The 16473-nt window shown below is 35.6% G+C and carries 14 protein-coding genes; 10 read left to right on the plus strand and 4 right to left on the minus strand.

Annotated features, from left to right (window positions below):
• Position 1: 1 nt before the first annotated feature.
• The gene (locus AAFU52_RS13805) at positions 2–1498 is read left to right on the plus strand and encodes a TrkH family potassium uptake protein (protein ID WP_024772568.1); all 1497 of its coding nucleotides are present in this window, start codon (positions 2–4) and stop codon (positions 1496–1498) included.
• 6 nt (positions 1499–1504) lie between these two features.
• On the opposite strand, the gene AAFU52_RS13810 is transcribed toward AAFU52_RS13805, so the two are convergent.
• The 3 genes from AAFU52_RS13810 to AAFU52_RS13820 form a co-directional block, all read right to left on the minus strand.
• On the minus strand, positions 1505–1792 hold the full coding sequence (locus AAFU52_RS13810) for a hypothetical protein (RefSeq protein ID WP_024772569.1): 288 nt from the start codon (positions 1790–1792) through the stop codon (positions 1505–1507).
• A gap of 225 nt (positions 1793–2017) precedes the next feature.
• Positions 2018–3205, minus strand: a complete 1188-nt coding sequence (locus tag AAFU52_RS13815; protein WP_024772570.1) for a pyridoxal phosphate-dependent aminotransferase — start codon at positions 3203–3205, stop codon at positions 2018–2020.
• A gap of 40 nt (positions 3206–3245) precedes the next feature.
• Positions 3246–4346, minus strand: coding sequence for a fatty acid desaturase family protein (locus tag AAFU52_RS13820; RefSeq protein WP_024772571.1), 1101 nt, complete (start codon positions 4344–4346; stop codon positions 3246–3248).
• Between the two features lie 138 nt (positions 4347–4484).
• Here AAFU52_RS13820 and rsmG point away from each other — a divergent pair, with 138 nt between their 5' ends.
• A complete protein-coding gene (gene rsmG / locus AAFU52_RS13825) occupies positions 4485–5114 on the plus strand; it encodes a 16S rRNA (guanine(527)-N(7))-methyltransferase RsmG (protein WP_024772572.1) in 630 nt (209 codons plus the stop codon).
• Positions 5115–5173: 59 nt separating this feature from the next.
• Here rsmG and AAFU52_RS13830 read toward each other — a convergent pair whose 3' ends face one another.
• Positions 5174–6247, minus strand: coding sequence for an alkene reductase (locus AAFU52_RS13830; protein ID WP_438422324.1), 1074 nt, complete (start codon positions 6245–6247; stop codon positions 5174–5176).
• A 137-nt stretch (positions 6248–6384) separates the two neighbouring features.
• Between AAFU52_RS13830 and AAFU52_RS13835 the strand changes: the two genes are divergently transcribed.
• The 8 genes from AAFU52_RS13835 (at position 6385) to AAFU52_RS13870 (ending at position 16385) form a co-directional block, all read left to right on the plus strand.
• On the plus strand, positions 6385–6735 hold the full coding sequence (locus AAFU52_RS13835) for a winged helix-turn-helix transcriptional regulator (RefSeq protein ID WP_438422325.1): 351 nt from the start codon (positions 6385–6387) through the stop codon (positions 6733–6735).
• Between the two features lie 349 nt (positions 6736–7084).
• Positions 7085–7267 (plus strand): hypothetical protein, encoded by a 183-nt coding sequence (locus AAFU52_RS13840; RefSeq protein ID WP_152538666.1) that lies wholly within the window; start codon positions 7085–7087, stop codon positions 7265–7267.
• Between the two features lie 894 nt (positions 7268–8161).
• Complete coding sequence (locus AAFU52_RS13845) at positions 8162–8620, plus strand: T9SS type A sorting domain-containing protein (RefSeq protein ID WP_438422326.1); 459 nt, start codon at positions 8162–8164, stop codon at positions 8618–8620.
• Positions 8621–8683: 63 nt separating this feature from the next.
• Positions 8684–14992 (plus strand): FG-GAP-like repeat-containing protein, encoded by a 6309-nt coding sequence (locus AAFU52_RS13850; protein WP_438422327.1) that lies wholly within the window; start codon positions 8684–8686, stop codon positions 14990–14992.
• Entirely contained in the window at positions 14982–15251 is a 270-nt protein-coding gene (locus AAFU52_RS13855) for a CPCC family cysteine-rich protein (RefSeq protein ID WP_024772821.1), read from the plus strand. The genes AAFU52_RS13850 and AAFU52_RS13855 overlap by 11 nt, the downstream gene beginning before the upstream one ends.
• A 125-nt stretch (positions 15252–15376) precedes the next feature.
• The gene (locus AAFU52_RS13860) at positions 15377–15748 is read left to right on the plus strand and encodes a hypothetical protein (RefSeq protein WP_438422328.1); all 372 of its coding nucleotides are present in this window, start codon (positions 15377–15379) and stop codon (positions 15746–15748) included.
• Between the two features lie 11 nt (positions 15749–15759).
• Positions 15760–16173: a DUF7878 domain-containing protein gene (locus AAFU52_RS13865; protein ID WP_024772819.1), complete on the plus strand. Its 414-nt coding sequence runs from the start codon at positions 15760–15762 to the stop codon at positions 16171–16173.
• A 65-nt stretch (positions 16174–16238) separates the two neighbouring features.
• Positions 16239–16385 (plus strand): hypothetical protein, encoded by a 147-nt coding sequence (locus AAFU52_RS13870; RefSeq protein ID WP_161635341.1) that lies wholly within the window; start codon positions 16239–16241, stop codon positions 16383–16385.
• Positions 16386–16473: the final 88 nt, after the last annotated feature.

The raw sequence follows: 16473 nt of genomic DNA on the forward strand, positions 1-16473 counted from the left end.
GATGTATAGATTAAACTATAAGATTATCTCACATATTATGGGGCTTTTATTGCTCTGTAATGGCGGCTTTATGCTAATCGCCACATGTATCAGTTTTATCTATAAAGATGGAGTTACTATAGAAATCATGATGGCGTCTTTAGCTACGATGTTCATCGGGATCATCTTAATGTTTTTAACAAGAGAGCATCAGAAAGAGATTAATAAACGAGATGGTTATATTGTTGTAACTTTTGGATGGATATTCATGTCTCTTAGTGGAACATTACCTTACTTATTCTCCGGAGCAATACCATCTTTTACCAATGCTTTTTTTGAAACGATGTCTGGGTATACTACTACTGGCGCATCTATTCTGAATGAAATAGAGATTATCCCTAAAGGAGTTTTGTTTTGGCGTAGTTTAACACATTGGATTGGAGGCATGGGGATTATTGTATTGGCCATTGCTATTTTGCCATTATTAGGGATAGGAGGTATGCAGTTGTTTGCTGCAGAGGCACCTGGACCAAGTGCAGATAAATTACATCCTAGAATTACAGATACTGCAAAGCGATTATGGTTGATTTACTTTGGGTATACTGTTGCAGAAACGATTCTTTTGAAACTAGCAGGGATGAATTTCTTTGATGCTATAAACCATGCATTAAGTACATTATCTACAGGAGGGTTTTCTACAAAAAATGCAAGTGTTGCTTATTGGAACGATCAACCGCTAATACAATATATTATCATACTGTTTATGTTTTTGGCTGGTATGAATTTTGTTCTTAGTTATTTTGGATTTAAGGGTAAGATTCAGAAAATTATAAAAGATGAAGAATTTAAATTTTATGCGCTTTCTGTTATTATATTTACAGTAATAGCTACCCTTGTAATTTATAGTAAAGCAGATGTATCTATGTCATCTATTGATCATCCGATGGTGTGGGGAGAAGCAGAGAGTGCTTTTCGTCATGCATTATTTCAAGTACTTGCGGTAATTACTACTACAGGTTTTGTGAGTGCGGATTTTACAATGTGGACTCCTTTTTTAACAGTTCTTTTCTTTGGAATTATGTTCCTGGGTGGTTCTGCGGGATCTACCTCTGGAGGTATAAAAGTAATGCGGCATTTAATAACTATTCGAAATGGGATTTTAGAATTTAAAAGAACATTACATCCCAGAGCAATCCTTCCGGTAAGGTATAATAGAAGATCAGTCTCTAAGGAAATTGTATTTAATATATTGGCATTTTTTATATTATATATGCTTGCCTTTATTATTGGTTCTGTGGTCTTAGGCGCATTAGGATTAGATTTTGAAACTGCAATTGGAGGAGCTGCTTCTTCTCTAGGTAATGTTGGACCTGCTTTTGGTAAACTTAGTCCTGTAAATAACTTTGATGTATTACCTGCCTTTGGGAAATGGTGGTGCTGCTTCCTTATGTTAATAGGAAGATTAGAGCTCTTTACAGTGCTGATACTTCTTACCCCGTTTTTCTGGAGAAATAGGTGATTTAGTTTATTGCATTTGCCATTCCCAGGTTGCAGAAGAATTTGGCACTATAGCCCATAATTCAGCAACTTTTTTGATGGTATCTTTTACAGTTCCCTTTATACTTTTTAACTCTCTATCTTCAATTAGAAAAATATCTAATATTGATTCGTAGTATCTGATATAATTAGCACTAAACTCTTTTTCTGGTTTGATGTTTAAGATTTCATCATCTGTGTGGGTTACGTCAAAGTTTTCTTTAAAAATTTCAAGGACATTTTTTTTGACGATACGTTCCTTTTCTAGAGTATCCATAACAATTGGTTTTAAGTTGGTTCTTTTTGAATATTTGTTTCTTAGAAAAACATAATATTCGGGATATAGCTAAAGTATAACTCTAATTTCGTTTATTTAGTATAGAAGGCAATTTTAAAAATTGTAAAATAAGGTTAAAATTTACTTAACGTTTGCTAAAAAAATATGCCAATACCCTATTTTATAGGCATTGGCATATTTATAAAAAGTTAAAATCGTTAATTATTAGCTCACAATTTCTTTAATTCTTTTGATAGCTTCTTTAATTTCTTCTGTACTGGCAGCATATGATATTCTAATACAATTACTATTTCCAAAAGCAATACCTGTTACTGTGGCAACATTAGCCTTTTCTAATAAGAACATTGAAAAATCTGTAGCATTTTCAATAGTGTGTCCTTGTAATGTTTTACCAAAGTAATGTGAGATGTCAGGAAAAACGTAAAACGCTCCTTCTGGTTCATTACATTCGAATCCTGGAATCTCGGATAACAAACCTAGTATTAGTTTTCTTCTCTCTTTAAACTCATCAACCATATATTGAATTTTGCTAACAGGGGCTTCAAGGGCTGTAATTACTGCGCGTTGAGCAATACAATTAGCTCCACTGGTTACCTGGCCTTGCATTTTATTACATGCTCGAGCAATTGAAGTTGGTGCTCCAATGTATCCTATTCGCCATCCGGTCATAGCAAAAGCTTTAGCGACTCCATTAACAGTTACTGTTCTGTTATACATGTCTTCAAATTGAGCCATAGAAGCATGACCGCCAACATAATTAATATGCTCATATATTTCATCACTTACTACAATGATATTAGGATATTTCTGTAGTACGTCTGCCAATGCTCTTAATTCTTCTTTGCTATAAATAGATCCACTTGGGTTACAAGGAGAGCTATACCATAGCATTTTGGTTTTTGGTGTAATCGCTTTTTCGAGCTGTTCAGCTGTCATTTTAAAATCGGTATCAATAGAAGTTTTTACTTCTACTGGAACTCCACCAGAAAGTTTTACAATATCACTATAACTCACCCAGTAAGGACATGGTAGAATTATTTCATCTCCTGGGTTAATATATACTTGAGCAACATTATAAAGAGATTGTTTTGCCCCGGTAGATACAACAATTTGTGAGCGATCATAGGTAAGACCATTATCACGCTTAAATTTAGTGATAATTGCATCTTTTAATTCTACGTATCCATCAACCGGCGTATACGAATTGTAGTTGTCGTTTACAGCTTGTATAGCAGCTTCTTTAATAAAATCTGGAGTGTTAAAATCTGGTTCTCCAAGACTAAGGCCAATAATATCTTTCCCTTCGGCTCTTAGTTCACGTGCCTTTGCAGCCATCGCTAATGTAGCTGATGCTTTAAGCGCATTGATTTTGTCTGATAATTGTATGCTCATTTCTGATACTTGTGTGCTCATTTTATCTGGTAAATAAAAATTATGATTGTATTGCAGGCTTCATTCCCATTTCTTTAAGATGTTTAAAATGGGCAATAATAGCTTTCCGCGTGGTTTTGTACTCGTTATAAGGGAGATTACATTCTATAGCAGTTTGTTTTACAATTTTAGAAATTTTAGTATAATGAATATGACTTATATGAGGGAAAATATGGTGTTCTACCTGGTGATTTAAGCCACCGGTAAACCAATTTACCAATCTGTTTTTTGTAGAAAAATTTACTGTAGTAAATAATTGGTGTATTGCCCAGGTGTTTTTCATGGTTCCAGTTTTATCCGGGATTGGCATTTGTGCTTCTTCTACCATATGGGCTAACTGAAATACTACACTTAATATCAATCCTGCAACATAGTGCATTATAAAAAATCCTATTAAAATTTTCCACCAGGCTATTGACATAAAGATCATAGGGATTAAAATCCATATAGATAAATAGATGGTTTTGGTGATAACAATAGTACTCCATTGTTTTAATGGGCTAGGTAGTTTTCCGTAAGAAAGCTTACGAGCAAGATAGTTTTTGGTTTGCTTAAAATCTGTAGTCAACGCCCAGTTAAAAGTTAGTAAACCATAAAGAAATATAGAATAATAATGTTGAAATTTATGAAAACGTCTCCATTTTGAATGTTTTGTGAAACGAATCACCCGGCCAGCATCCATATCTTCATCATGACCATGAATATTTGTATAGGTATGGTGTAAAACATTATGTTGTACCTGCCAGTTATAAACATTGCCCGCCAGGATATACATACTGCCTCCCATTAGCTTATTAATCCATTTTTTTGAAGAATACGAATCGTGATTTCCATCATGCATCACATTCATGCCCACGCCAGCCATTCCTACTCCCATTACTATAGTGAGTAGTAGCATCCACCATTGCGAAATGTTAAGGGTAAGAATTAGAAAATAAGGGGTTAGAAAAAGAGAAAACATAACGATGGTTTTAGTGTGTAATCGCCAGTTTCCTGTTCGTTTAATGTTGTTTTCTTTAAAATATTGATTTACACGTTTATTTAATGTTTTAAAGAATTTAGCAGAATCTTCTCTGCTAAAACGTATGTTAGGTGCAGTCATAAGCATTGAGGTTTATGATCAAACGATTATGATCATAATTATATTGGGTAAAGTTAGGTATTTAAATTTTTTTAAGTTCCTAAAAAGAAGTAAAATATCTCATCTTAAGGTGTATTTTTGTGCTTTAATTACTATTTGATGGATATTATACTTAAATACTTTCAGAACCTAACTGAAGAACAAAGATTACAGTTTTCAAAACTTGAAGATTTATATACAGAATGGAATGCTAAAATTAATGTTATCTCTCGTAAAGACATCGAATTGTTATACGAACGACATATTTTGCATTCTTTGGGAATAGCAAAAATTTTGGAGTTTAAACCGGGAGCACAAGTACTGGATGTGGGAACTGGTGGTGGTTTTCCTGGGATTCCTTTAGCGATTTTATTTCCAGAAACTCAATTTTATTTGGTTGATGTTATTGCCAAAAAAATTAGAGTTGTCAATGAAGTGGCAAATGCATTAGATCTAAGTAATATTAAAGCAGAACAGCGAAGAGCTGGTACATTTGATGATCGTTTTGATTTTATCGTAAGTCGTGCAGTAACCAATATGCCTGATTTTGTGAAATGGATTAGAAAAAATATTGCAAAAAAGAACAATCACGAATTACAAAACGGGATTTTATACCTTAAAGGAGGTGACCTTACAGAAGAGTTAGCTTTATTCCCAAAAGCTGTAGAACACAAATTATCAGATGTTTTTGAAGAAGAGTTTTATGAGACTAAAAAAGTGGTTTATCTTCCTTTAAAATATAAAGTATAAAGAAAAAGGAGTTTTAGATTCATTTAAAACTCCTTTTTTGGTAATATGCTTTAACTAATTTATATACTAATATAATCTGTATAGCCTTCTTCACCAGGAGTATAGAAAGTATCCATGATAGGCTGAGTTAATGCAATGTTGCTTTTTAATTTTTCAATAAGATTTGGATTTGATATGTATGGTCTTCCTATATAAACAAGATCACTTCCTTTGTCCAATACTGTTTGAGCTTCTTTTGCTGTATTTATATTTCCTCCTGTGATAATTGTTCCTTTAAAAATATTTTGAAGTGTTGTAACAATATCTGTCGGAAAATCTGGAGCTCCCATACCACGATGATCTACGATGTGAATATATGCTATATTAAGTTTTGATAACTCTGCAGCTAAGTAGCTGTACATTTCTACTAAATCATCATATGTACCTTGCATATCATTAAAAATACCATAAGGAGAGATTCGTACACCTACTTTATTTGCGCCAATAGCATCAATGGTTTTTTGTGTTAATTCTAGTAAGAAACGAGCTCTGTTTTTATAAGAACCTCCGTACTCGTCGTTACGAATATTAGATGCAGGATTCAAAAATTGATCAAGTAGGTAACCATTCGCACTATGAAGCTCTACTCCGTCGATTCCTGCTGATACTAAATTAGTTGCTGCTTGTATATATTCGTTTTGAGTTTTTTGTATTTGATCTATAGACATGGCTTCAGGAATGGCATAAGGACTACTTCCTGATATGTCAGTATGAATTTCTCCACTTAGTTGTACGCTTGATGGGGCTATAGTTTTTGCGCCTTCTGGTAAATTTGGGGTTGCAGAAGCTCTTCCGCAATGCATTAATTGCACAAAAATTTTACTGTCTTTGCGATGTACTCTTGAGGCAATATTTTTCCATCCTTTAATTTGAGTATCAGTAAAAGCTCCGGGAATTCTAGCGTATCCTAATCCATTAGGGGATGGCGAAGTTCCTTCGGTTATGATCAATCCAGCATCAGAACGTTGTTCATAATACAATGCCATAATATCATTTGGAATGTTTTTGATTGCTCTATTACGGGTCATAGGGGCCATTACAATATGATTTTTTAAAGTAATTGAACCTAAGGAATATGGTTGAAAAATTTTCATTTTGTATATTTTTTGTATTAAAAGTTTATAAAAGTAATTATTAATAGTTTCTAAAAGAAACATTTGTATTTTTGTATCCTAAAAAAATGGTAACCTCGATGTAACTAATGAGGTTATTTAACAAAAAGTTAAGAATTATGAGTAGAAAATTAGTTCATAATCCGAATCATTGCCCAATGATTCATGCAACGAATATTATAGGAAATAAATGGACACCTATTATTATTTATGTTTTAGGAGAACGTAAGTTAAGATTTGGTCAATTGGTGGTTTTTGTGGAAGGAATTAGTAGAAAAGTTTTAACAGAACAACTTAAAGAACTAGAACAAAAGGAGGTTGTAAAGCGCGAATCATTTGCAGAGATCCCTCCTAGAGTTGAATATTCTCTAACCGAAAGGGGGAAGGAATTATTACCTATATTAAGTCAATTGTGTACTTGGGGGTCTGGTATTAGTACTAGTAGAGAAGATGAAAAAATATTGAAGTAAAAAAGAGGGTTTGATTTATAAATGTCTTTTGTAAATTAAAATCGTATAGATTCACTTTGTTCAAATGTCTTTGACAAGTTTCCCCTGAGGCTATCAATAGGTTCAGACTGACAATTACAGGCCTAACTAAATGATATTTCCTATATCATGTGGTTTTAACTAGGACTTTATTTTTTTATAAAATTTTTAATTTATTGGTATTTTGTTAAAATAATATATTGCTTGACTGTTATTTTGATATATGTGTTATGTTATTGATAATCAGTGATCCATGTTTTTTGATGCATTTGTCGTATAATTCTTTGTATTTGGAATGAAACTTGATGTTTTATTGTTAAATAGGATGAATATGTTGGTAAGTTTTAAACCGATAGCCAGAAAAAATCTGGGGGATACTACAGCTACCCCAAAGCATAATGCTTTGGTGGTACATAAGAATGTAAAACAGGTTACTCCCTCAAAAGAAGTAACTCCCGTATTCATCGAACGAATAAAAATTGGTTATCGCTCAAGTATAGAATTAAGCATGTAGTTTAAGACTACAAATCAAAAATACTCTCTGGTACTTATAGTGTTAGAGAGTATTTTTTTGCCCAAAAAACGCCAAAACTCACCTAAGAAGCGATTTTTTTTGACCTTAGATGCCGTTTTTTTTGCTCTAGACGACCAAAAAAGTCACTCAAAAACACCGTTTTTGAAGCAAAAATACCTTAAAATATCCTCAAAAAAACAGGCTGATTCACACTCTTTTTACGTCGAAAATTGACTAAAATAGAATGGTTTTTTTGGGAGTTTTTACCTCTTCAGAACCCCTACACGCCTTTGATGCGATTGCTTTAGTTGCTTTAGTTGCTATATGTCAGCAATACCTGCCACGTTATTTACGCTTGATACGTAATCCAATTTTCACTTCAATCAAGAAAAATAAACCATTTATTTAAAATAAGGTTAGAATACAGATTTCAGTAAGGAGGTCAGGTACTTTGCTTCTTTAGCCTCACATATAAGAGCAAAGCACCTCGATTCCTAATGTATTGTTAAACCTATTAGTACACTTCTTAGCCACCCCAAAACACAGAAATTTAGTTTATGATTTCTTTAGCTTTTTTTACATAAAATTAACAGAATAAGCATTCTGAGTTCCGAAAAATGAAACTGGCAACCTTTAATATTGCATCAAGAATATCATTTTTAACAACCTAATAAAATCCAACTTATGAGAACAATACAACACAATCCTTACCGACAATAATATCCAAACTCATAGAAGCCATGAATGGTTCTCATTCTAGAGACTAGAACCATGTTTCTGACTTCTTGATCACATATTTGAAAATAAGAGGTTTTTCCTCTTATCGACCCTTCTATTACTAACCCCACTTTTGGTAATATATATCCGTATTAACCATTTTTTATTCACAAAATCATGAAAAAACAATTAATCCCTTTAATAATACTTGTATGGGGTGCTCAGACGAGTGCACAAATAGCCTCTGGAGACAAGCTGGAATTTACACATGACACAGCAGGGAATCAGACGTTAAGAGATGTGCCTGCTCCTGTCAAGACTAGCGATGAAGTATTTGAAACTGTACAGAATGATCTGATCAACATAGAGAAAGAGAGCATTGAAAATGCCTTTATAGTTGCTCCTAACCCAACCAATGGCGAAGTCACTTTGCAATGGAAACCAGAACTGTCTGAACAAATCACCTCGATCGAACTGGTTAGTCTTGTCACTAGTCAAAGATCTGCTATTTCTTTTAGGAGAAATAATTCAGTGAGTATTGACCTCTCAGAAAAGGCAGCAGGATTATATCTGGTGATCTTTCACTTAAATAATGACACTGTATCAACTATACAGAAGAAAATTATTAAACTCTAAAACAATCTATGTGGCGGTTTATCAGCCGTCTAACTCGTATTACAAATTTAAAACCTATAATAGATGAAAACTAATCTATACATTACCTGTGTCTGGATGTTACTCCTCACGGGTGTACTATCACATGCTCAAGATAGCACAAACCTTAATCCAAAAGACGAATTTACGTATCAAACACATACTGCATCGGTAGAAGAACCAGAAACTTTATTCTTATCAGGAGGAGAGCCAGTAGTGACCCAAACAGCACTTGCTTCCAGAAGCAGCAGCTCTGGTATTGGTGAAACACCAGGATCTCTATCTGTATCTCCCGCAGGAGGTGCTAATTATATGGTACCTATTGCTGTACCACTAGGAATCGGAGGAGTAGCACCCGAAATAGCAATTTCTTATGATAGCCAGGCAGGAAATGGTATTGCGGGATGGGGCTGGAATGTCTCTGGCTTATCGGTTATCAAAAGAATCCCTGCTACCCAATACCATGATGGTGGTATTGATCCTGTGGATTTTGATGCTAAGGATCGATTTGCTCTTGATGGTCAACGACTCTTATTAAAGAGTGGGACGTATGGTGCTAATGGTGCAGTATACGAAACCGAAAGTTATTCTAACCTGAAAATCACCTCATTCGGTACCTCTCCATATGGTGCATCCTATGGACCTGCCTATTTTGTAGTACACTATCCCGATGGGTCGGTTGGGCATTATGGAAATAACACCAACTCAAGATCCAGATTAGAATATGCTCTTACCTATTGGGAGAATCCACTAGGAATTCGTATCAACTACACGTATCGAACTGTTAGTGATAAGAACATTATCAGTATTGAAAAAATTACCTATGGTTCTAAAGGTGCAGCTGCACCTATTAATGAAATTCGTTTTGAATATGGAAGCCGTACCCGTAACGAACATTCCTATATTAACGGAATTCTGTTTATACGAAAAACCTTACTTAAAGAAATTAAGGTATTTGGTAATGGTACTCCCTATAGAAATTATGTCCTTAATCATGATACAACCACATTGGGGTATGATCGTGTGATCGGGGTACAGGAAAAAACAGGAGATAATACAGAAAAACATACCCCAATTCGTTTTACATATCCAACAACCGCTTCTACCGTAACGCATACTCCCACCACATCCAATCTGGGGGTCGTAAACATAGAGCAACGAAATGCAGAAACGGTATCATTAGACCTCACGGGTAATGGTAAAATGGATTTTATCGTATATCCCAAAAACACTAAAGATAAATTCTGGATATTTAAAGGGGATAAATTCAATATTCCATCTACTATCAATACCGGGGGTGAGTTTGAGAAAATATTTCCTGTTACATTACTTAACCAGCAAAACAAGCTTTTGGCTGGGCAAGGGCTTACCGTAATACAAAACAAAAGCAATAATAAGGTTGATTTTAAAGTATATTCAAATGGTACGGTACATCCCATCTATTTACAATATACCAAAACATGGACAGCACCAGCACCAACAGATTGTGTAAGAATACCTCAAAACTACATATCGGGTGATTTTAATGGGGATGGGCTTACCGATATTATAGCAGTAAGCGGAAGGTGTAGAACGACTAATACCGCCAAAGTAACCTTGATTAATCTCGATAAAAGGCTGACCTCTAATTTTGCGATACATACAGGGGCTTTGCAAAGTGCATTATCTGCATCAGATCGCTTGTTTCCAGCAGATGTAAATGGGGATGGAAAAACAGATATATTACAGATCAAATCCGGTCAAGTATATGTGTATACGATAACCGATAGTAATTCTTTACAATTGCTATGGCAAAACACTAGCCCTAGTATCAAATCAAATCTCCCCGTATTGTTAGGAGATTATAATGGGGATGGAAAAGCCGATTTTTTAATGCCTCATAAAAATAATACTACTGCTTTTAACCTGTTTGCATCACAAGGTAATGGCTTTTTAGTTACATCGCATAGTAATGGGTTTAGGTTTAATGCTACCAATTTTAATGGTAGTAATGGGGTGTTATCGGGCTATAATTTGATTCCGGTAGATATTAATGGAGATGGGAAAACCGATATTATTGATTATTCAACTACTACTACCAATAATAGTACTACAGGAACACAAAATGTAAAGGTTTTTTATAACAAATCCCCTAGCTCATTTACAGCCGCTCCTAAATTTACAGAGGGAGGAAGCATTTCTGTAAATACCAATTTAAAACATTTTCCTATTCCTATTTTCTTATCCTCTAATCAACCTAATTATGCATTAGAGTTTGCCTCAATAAGTAACAAGTGGATATCATCATTTTCGTTTACTCAAGATCATAAAAAAGATGTCACTTTAAATACAATCACTAATAATGGGGTTGGCTATCATATTAATTACAGCAATCTAAATACCGAGGAGCAGGCTGGTCCTCCTGTCTATACTCGTGGCTATGATCAATTCTACCCTTATGTAGATATTGCAGCAGCTTCGGGGGTCCAACTGGTAAGTACAATAGAACGTTCTTTATTTGCAGGTGGCCCAAGGGTAAAGAAAGAGTTTTATTATAAAGGGGCGGTGTCTAATCTCGAAGGCCTTGGTTTTTCCGGATTTCAGTATAGGGCCAGTAGTAATTGGCATACAGACGGGTCAGATCGTATATTTAACAATTACGTTTATAATCCTCGGCTTAGAGGTGCTGTACTTCAGGAGTATCAGACACCCTCTACCCATCGATTTGGGACTATTCCATCAGACTATATCTATAGGGTTGATAATACATATAGACATAGCGTGGCTTCAAATAAGATGTTTAAGATGTATCTAAAATCTTCGATACACCTAAACCAACTACAGGGAACAAACATCAGGAAAAGTTTTCTATATGGCTCTCATAATATTCCTATCAGAGAAACCGTCAATTATGTAGGGACTGGTACCACCACAACATCTATAGCCTATATTAGTAGCACCTCTAGTTCTAGTTATTATATCGGTAGGCCGACTACAAAAAAAATAACATCTACTATAGGCAGCGATAGCTTTTATAGTGAAGAACGCTATACCTATTCTGGGGCGTTGATGACCAGAAAAGATACCAGAGGTAATGGCACAAAATCTCTTACAGAAATGTATAGACATGATGCCTTTGGGAATATCACTCAGATTACTGTACGTCCTTTTAGCGGAGTCCAAAGAACAACCAAATATGAGTATGAAGCTTCTGGAAGGTTTCTTAAAAAATCAACAGATCTGGACGGACTACAAACTACATATGAATATAATCCCAGTACAGGTGTGATGATTAAGGAAACCGATCCTTATAACCTGTCTACAAATTATCAATACGATAAGTGGAACCGACTTATCAAAGCCACAGATTATTTAGGAAATAGCGCTACAACTAACTATGTAGAAAGTAAACAATACTCTTATACGGTAACCAATACAGCCGCAGATGGTAGTATGATATCATCTCAGTATGACCCGTTACAGCGTAAGGTTAATGATCGCAAAAGAAGCCAGGGAGGACAGTGGATACAGGTAACCTATGAGTATGATGCCTTGGGTCGTTTATCCCGGCAAAGTGAACCGCATTTTGGAAGTGCACCTACCCAGTGGAACACAACCGAATATGATCGCTACAGCAGGATAAAAAGACAATCCTTATATACAGGAAAAAACATCGATTATGCCTACAACAAACTAACCACAACAGTAAATGATGGCACCAAAACAGTAACCACTACAAGGGATGCTATGGGAAATGTGGTTAAAGTAAACGATCCGGGAGGAACGATTACCTATACCCATTTTGGCAACGGAGCCATAAAAACATCCAGTTATGGTGGGGTTACCCAAACCATAGAGCAAGACAAATGGGGGCGTAGAACCAAATTAACAGATCCATCGGCGGGGGTATATACCTATGAATACAACGGTTTTAATGAGATTGCCAAAGAGGTGAGTCCCAAAGGAACAACAGAGTATACCTATACCTATACAGGCAAAATCCAGAATATTAGGGTAACAGGAGATCATACTAATACGACTACCAATTATAGTTATGACAATACAACTAAGCTACTAAGTGGTATAACCGGTTCTGATATAATAAATGGTAAGTCATACGCGTACACCTATGCATATGATAGCTACAAACGATTATCTATCCTTACTGAAGATACCGGAAATGCAAGGTTTGAAAAACGATATTATTATGATCAATTTTCAAGGCTTAATCAAGAATATTATAAAGCAACGACCGCAGGAAAAACCAGCACCAGTAGCTTTACCAATAATTTTGATACCTATGGAGCCTTTACCGGGATCGATAATTGGAACATAAAAAACCGAAATGCACGTGACCAAATCACCGATATCCAGCTGGGTACAGGGCAAATGCAATATGCCCAATTTGATACCTATGGTTTTGTAAAAAGCAATATCGTTGCCGATCCAAACCAAAATAAAAATGATATAGAAAACACCTATGAATTTAACCCGGTTCGTGGCACCCTATCCAATAGAACACATAAGATTGATATAACGGGGCATACTGCAAGTTATAGTGAAACATTTACCTATGATTCGCAGGATAGACTTACAGAAATAAGCGGGCCTTTTGCCAGAACCAATGCTTATGATGGGTATGGGCGTATCACCAATACTTCTGTCATAGGAGATCTTGCCTACCAGGGAGGCAGCAAGCAGTATCAGCTTAAAGAAATGACATTAAATGCTGCAGGGGCACAATTTTACCAAAACCACGCACTACAACAAATTACTTATAACGCGTTTAAAAAACCTGTCGATATTTATGAAGCTGGTAAAGGAAGAGTAAGTTTTGAGTATGGCCCTCTCAATAATCGTACAGGAGCATGGTATGGGGGATTAGAAACCGATAAAACCCAACGAAGGTATCATAAACAATATGCATCGATCATCCCTGCAGAGGTCGTACACGATACCCAGGAAAACAGTTATAAGTTTGTCTTTTTTAATGGGGGTGATGCTTATAGTGCGCCTATTGCGAAAATAGAAAAATTTACCAATGATACTAGTGATGGCGGATCGATTTATCATCTACAGCGGGATTATCTGGGGAGTATTTTAAATATCACCAAACAAGTCGAAACTGGTGGTGTAACCTCTGGAGTATTGCAAGAAAGCAGGCAATTTGGTGCCTGGGGAACCGTAGATGCATTCTGGTCACGAAGCGGGAGTACAACAATGGGGTATGATAGCCTGTTGGATCGTGGATATACCGGGCATGAGCATTTTGGGGAGGTAAGCCTGATTCATATGAACGGCCGTATGTATGATCCCCAATTAGGCAGGTTCTTATCACCAGATAATCATATCCAAAATCCCTACAATACCCAGAACTATAATCGATATGGGTATGTACTTAACAATCCCCTGATGTATACCGACCCCAGTGGTGAAACCATGCAAGAAGAAGGTGAAGGAGGTGGTAATGGTTGGTTATATTTAGCCGCTGTAGGAGTAGCTAGTGCTTATCAAAGCTTACAAGGCGCAAGAATCGGGAGTTGGATAGGTACCAATTTGGAAAGTGCAAAAAACGATATAAATGATTTCTTTGATGGCTTATTTGGGGGTAGCAGTAGAAGCTCTAAACCCACCACTATAGAATACAACCAGACGCAGGTGATGAGTGACCCGCTTATGAATCCTAATCCTGGTATTGCGGCTACATATACGAGTAACGGTGGGGGTAGTTTAGAACTAATGCACAGTTCTTTTATTGCTTTTCAGGCAGGTCAATTAAATACTGTGGCCAGTATTACCAGGGGGATCAAAACCTTATTTACCAATCCTTCTTCTCTTCTTACTGTAGATACCTATCTTAGTGCGGTATCCCAGGGGATAGAAATGGCATACCCGCATTTTAGGGCAGCACGTACTAATAGCAGATTACAACAAGCTGCTAGCACAGGAGATATAAATAATGTTTTCTATGCTTTAGGAGGGGAATATGCAAATTTACAAATGGAATCTTTATCTTTGATACCAGGTGCAGGAGTGGCTGGTAGAACAGGAAGTGTTGTTAAGGGGAGTACAAAGCTTCTAACACAAGGTAGATTTCCTAATGCAGCTAAGAAGTTTGGCCAACATTCAGGAGAATGGTCTCAGTGGGGCTCTATTTCCAAAGAAGCATTTCGCAACAGAGCAATTAAACTTGCGGATAGTCCAATTGGTGCTCATATAAGAGGTTTTACATCTAAACAAGGATATGGTTTTAGATTTAATACTCGAACAGGAGAATTTTTAGCCACTCACCCTAATGGTACCATTCAAACATTTTTTCGCCCAAAACAAGGTTTGAATTACTATCTAAAACAAGTACAGAAATATGGAAACTAAACAAAATAGACATGGTAATTATCAATGCCCTTGCTGTAAATATTATACCCTAAATGAAAAGCCAGATAACACATTTCAAACCTGTCCAGTGTGTTTCTGGGAAGATGATGGAATCCAATTACATGATCCGGATTATGAAGGTGGAGCAAATGAGATGAGCCTTAATCAAGCTCGAAGAAACTTCAAAGAGCTTGGAGTGATAGATTTACAATTTGAGGAACAGGTTAGACAACCATTAGAAGAAGAATTGAAAGACTAATATCAAAAGCCCTTGCAGAGATGTGAGGGCTTTTTTTTAGCAAGCTGCATCAACCGGGGATGTTAACAATGTTTTCTATGCTTTAGGAGGAGAGTCTGCAAATTTACAAATAGGAATCTTTATCTTTGATACCAGTTGCAGGAGTGGCTGGTAGAGCTGGAAATGTTGCTAGGACGAGTAATGCTTTGGCAAGAGCATCGAAGGCATCGTTTACAGCAGCTGATGATTTAGGTTCAATATTTGTTAAAAATGAACACCTGAATATTGGTTCAGGCAAATTTGTAAAATTCAATACAACTGATATTGGAATAGCAAGACAAATTGTTCAAGAAGCTTTACGCTCACCCAACGCACAGTTTTTATCCAACCCTAATTTGTTAAACACATTTAGGGTACATACTAATTTAGGAAGAGTAATCGGTACTAAAGGACAAACTTCTGTTAGGGTAATAGTTGGATTTGACAGCAAAGTAATAAATGCTTTCCCAATCAAATAATTTATATCATAATGAAAATAGAATTTGAAATTACTTCAATACCTGAAGAAAATAAAAAGCAGTATTTTGTTGCTTATTTAGAAGGAACTTTAAGAATCTTCCTGAAAGGAAAGCTTTTTTTTGATTCCACTGATTTATTAATTGCTGAACTTGGCGTATTATTAAGAAGATGGGTTGAGAGAATAAGAATTGATCAGTTTACTGATTTTCATTATGAAACGATGGATAGTGATGAATCTCCAATACTTTTATTCAAATATAATGGAAAAGAAGGTTTTTTAATTGAATCTGTATGGCAAGAATTTGATGAAGAGAAAGCTATGGACAAGGATGAATTACTAGAAGCAGTTGAGGATTTCTTAAATAGGTTAGATATTGAGTTAAATCAAAAGGGTAATGTGAAATTAAAAGAACTTATGGAGTAAATTGGAATAGCCGCTGGGGAGTAATTATGCTTATCAAAGATTTGGAAGATGGCAATTATCTTTCAATGAACGAAAAGGGCGCTGTTTTTGGAATGATACATGACCCATATGAAGTAGAAAAACTTTTCGATAATAAGGAAGCTTTTTTCAATGATCTAGAATTGGGCAACTTTAGTATAGAACAATACTATAACAAAAAGATGGGTGGATAAAACATCTCTCTTATTTTACTAAAATAAAGCAGCTACAGTAACATGTTTATTGTAGCTGTTTGTTTTTTATAAATCTTACTTCATCATA

The sequence above is a fragment of the Aquimarina macrocephali genome, from assembly GCF_051627225.1.
In the GTDB taxonomy this organism is placed as follows: Bacteria; Bacteroidota; Bacteroidia; order Flavobacteriales; family Flavobacteriaceae; genus Aquimarina; species Aquimarina macrocephali.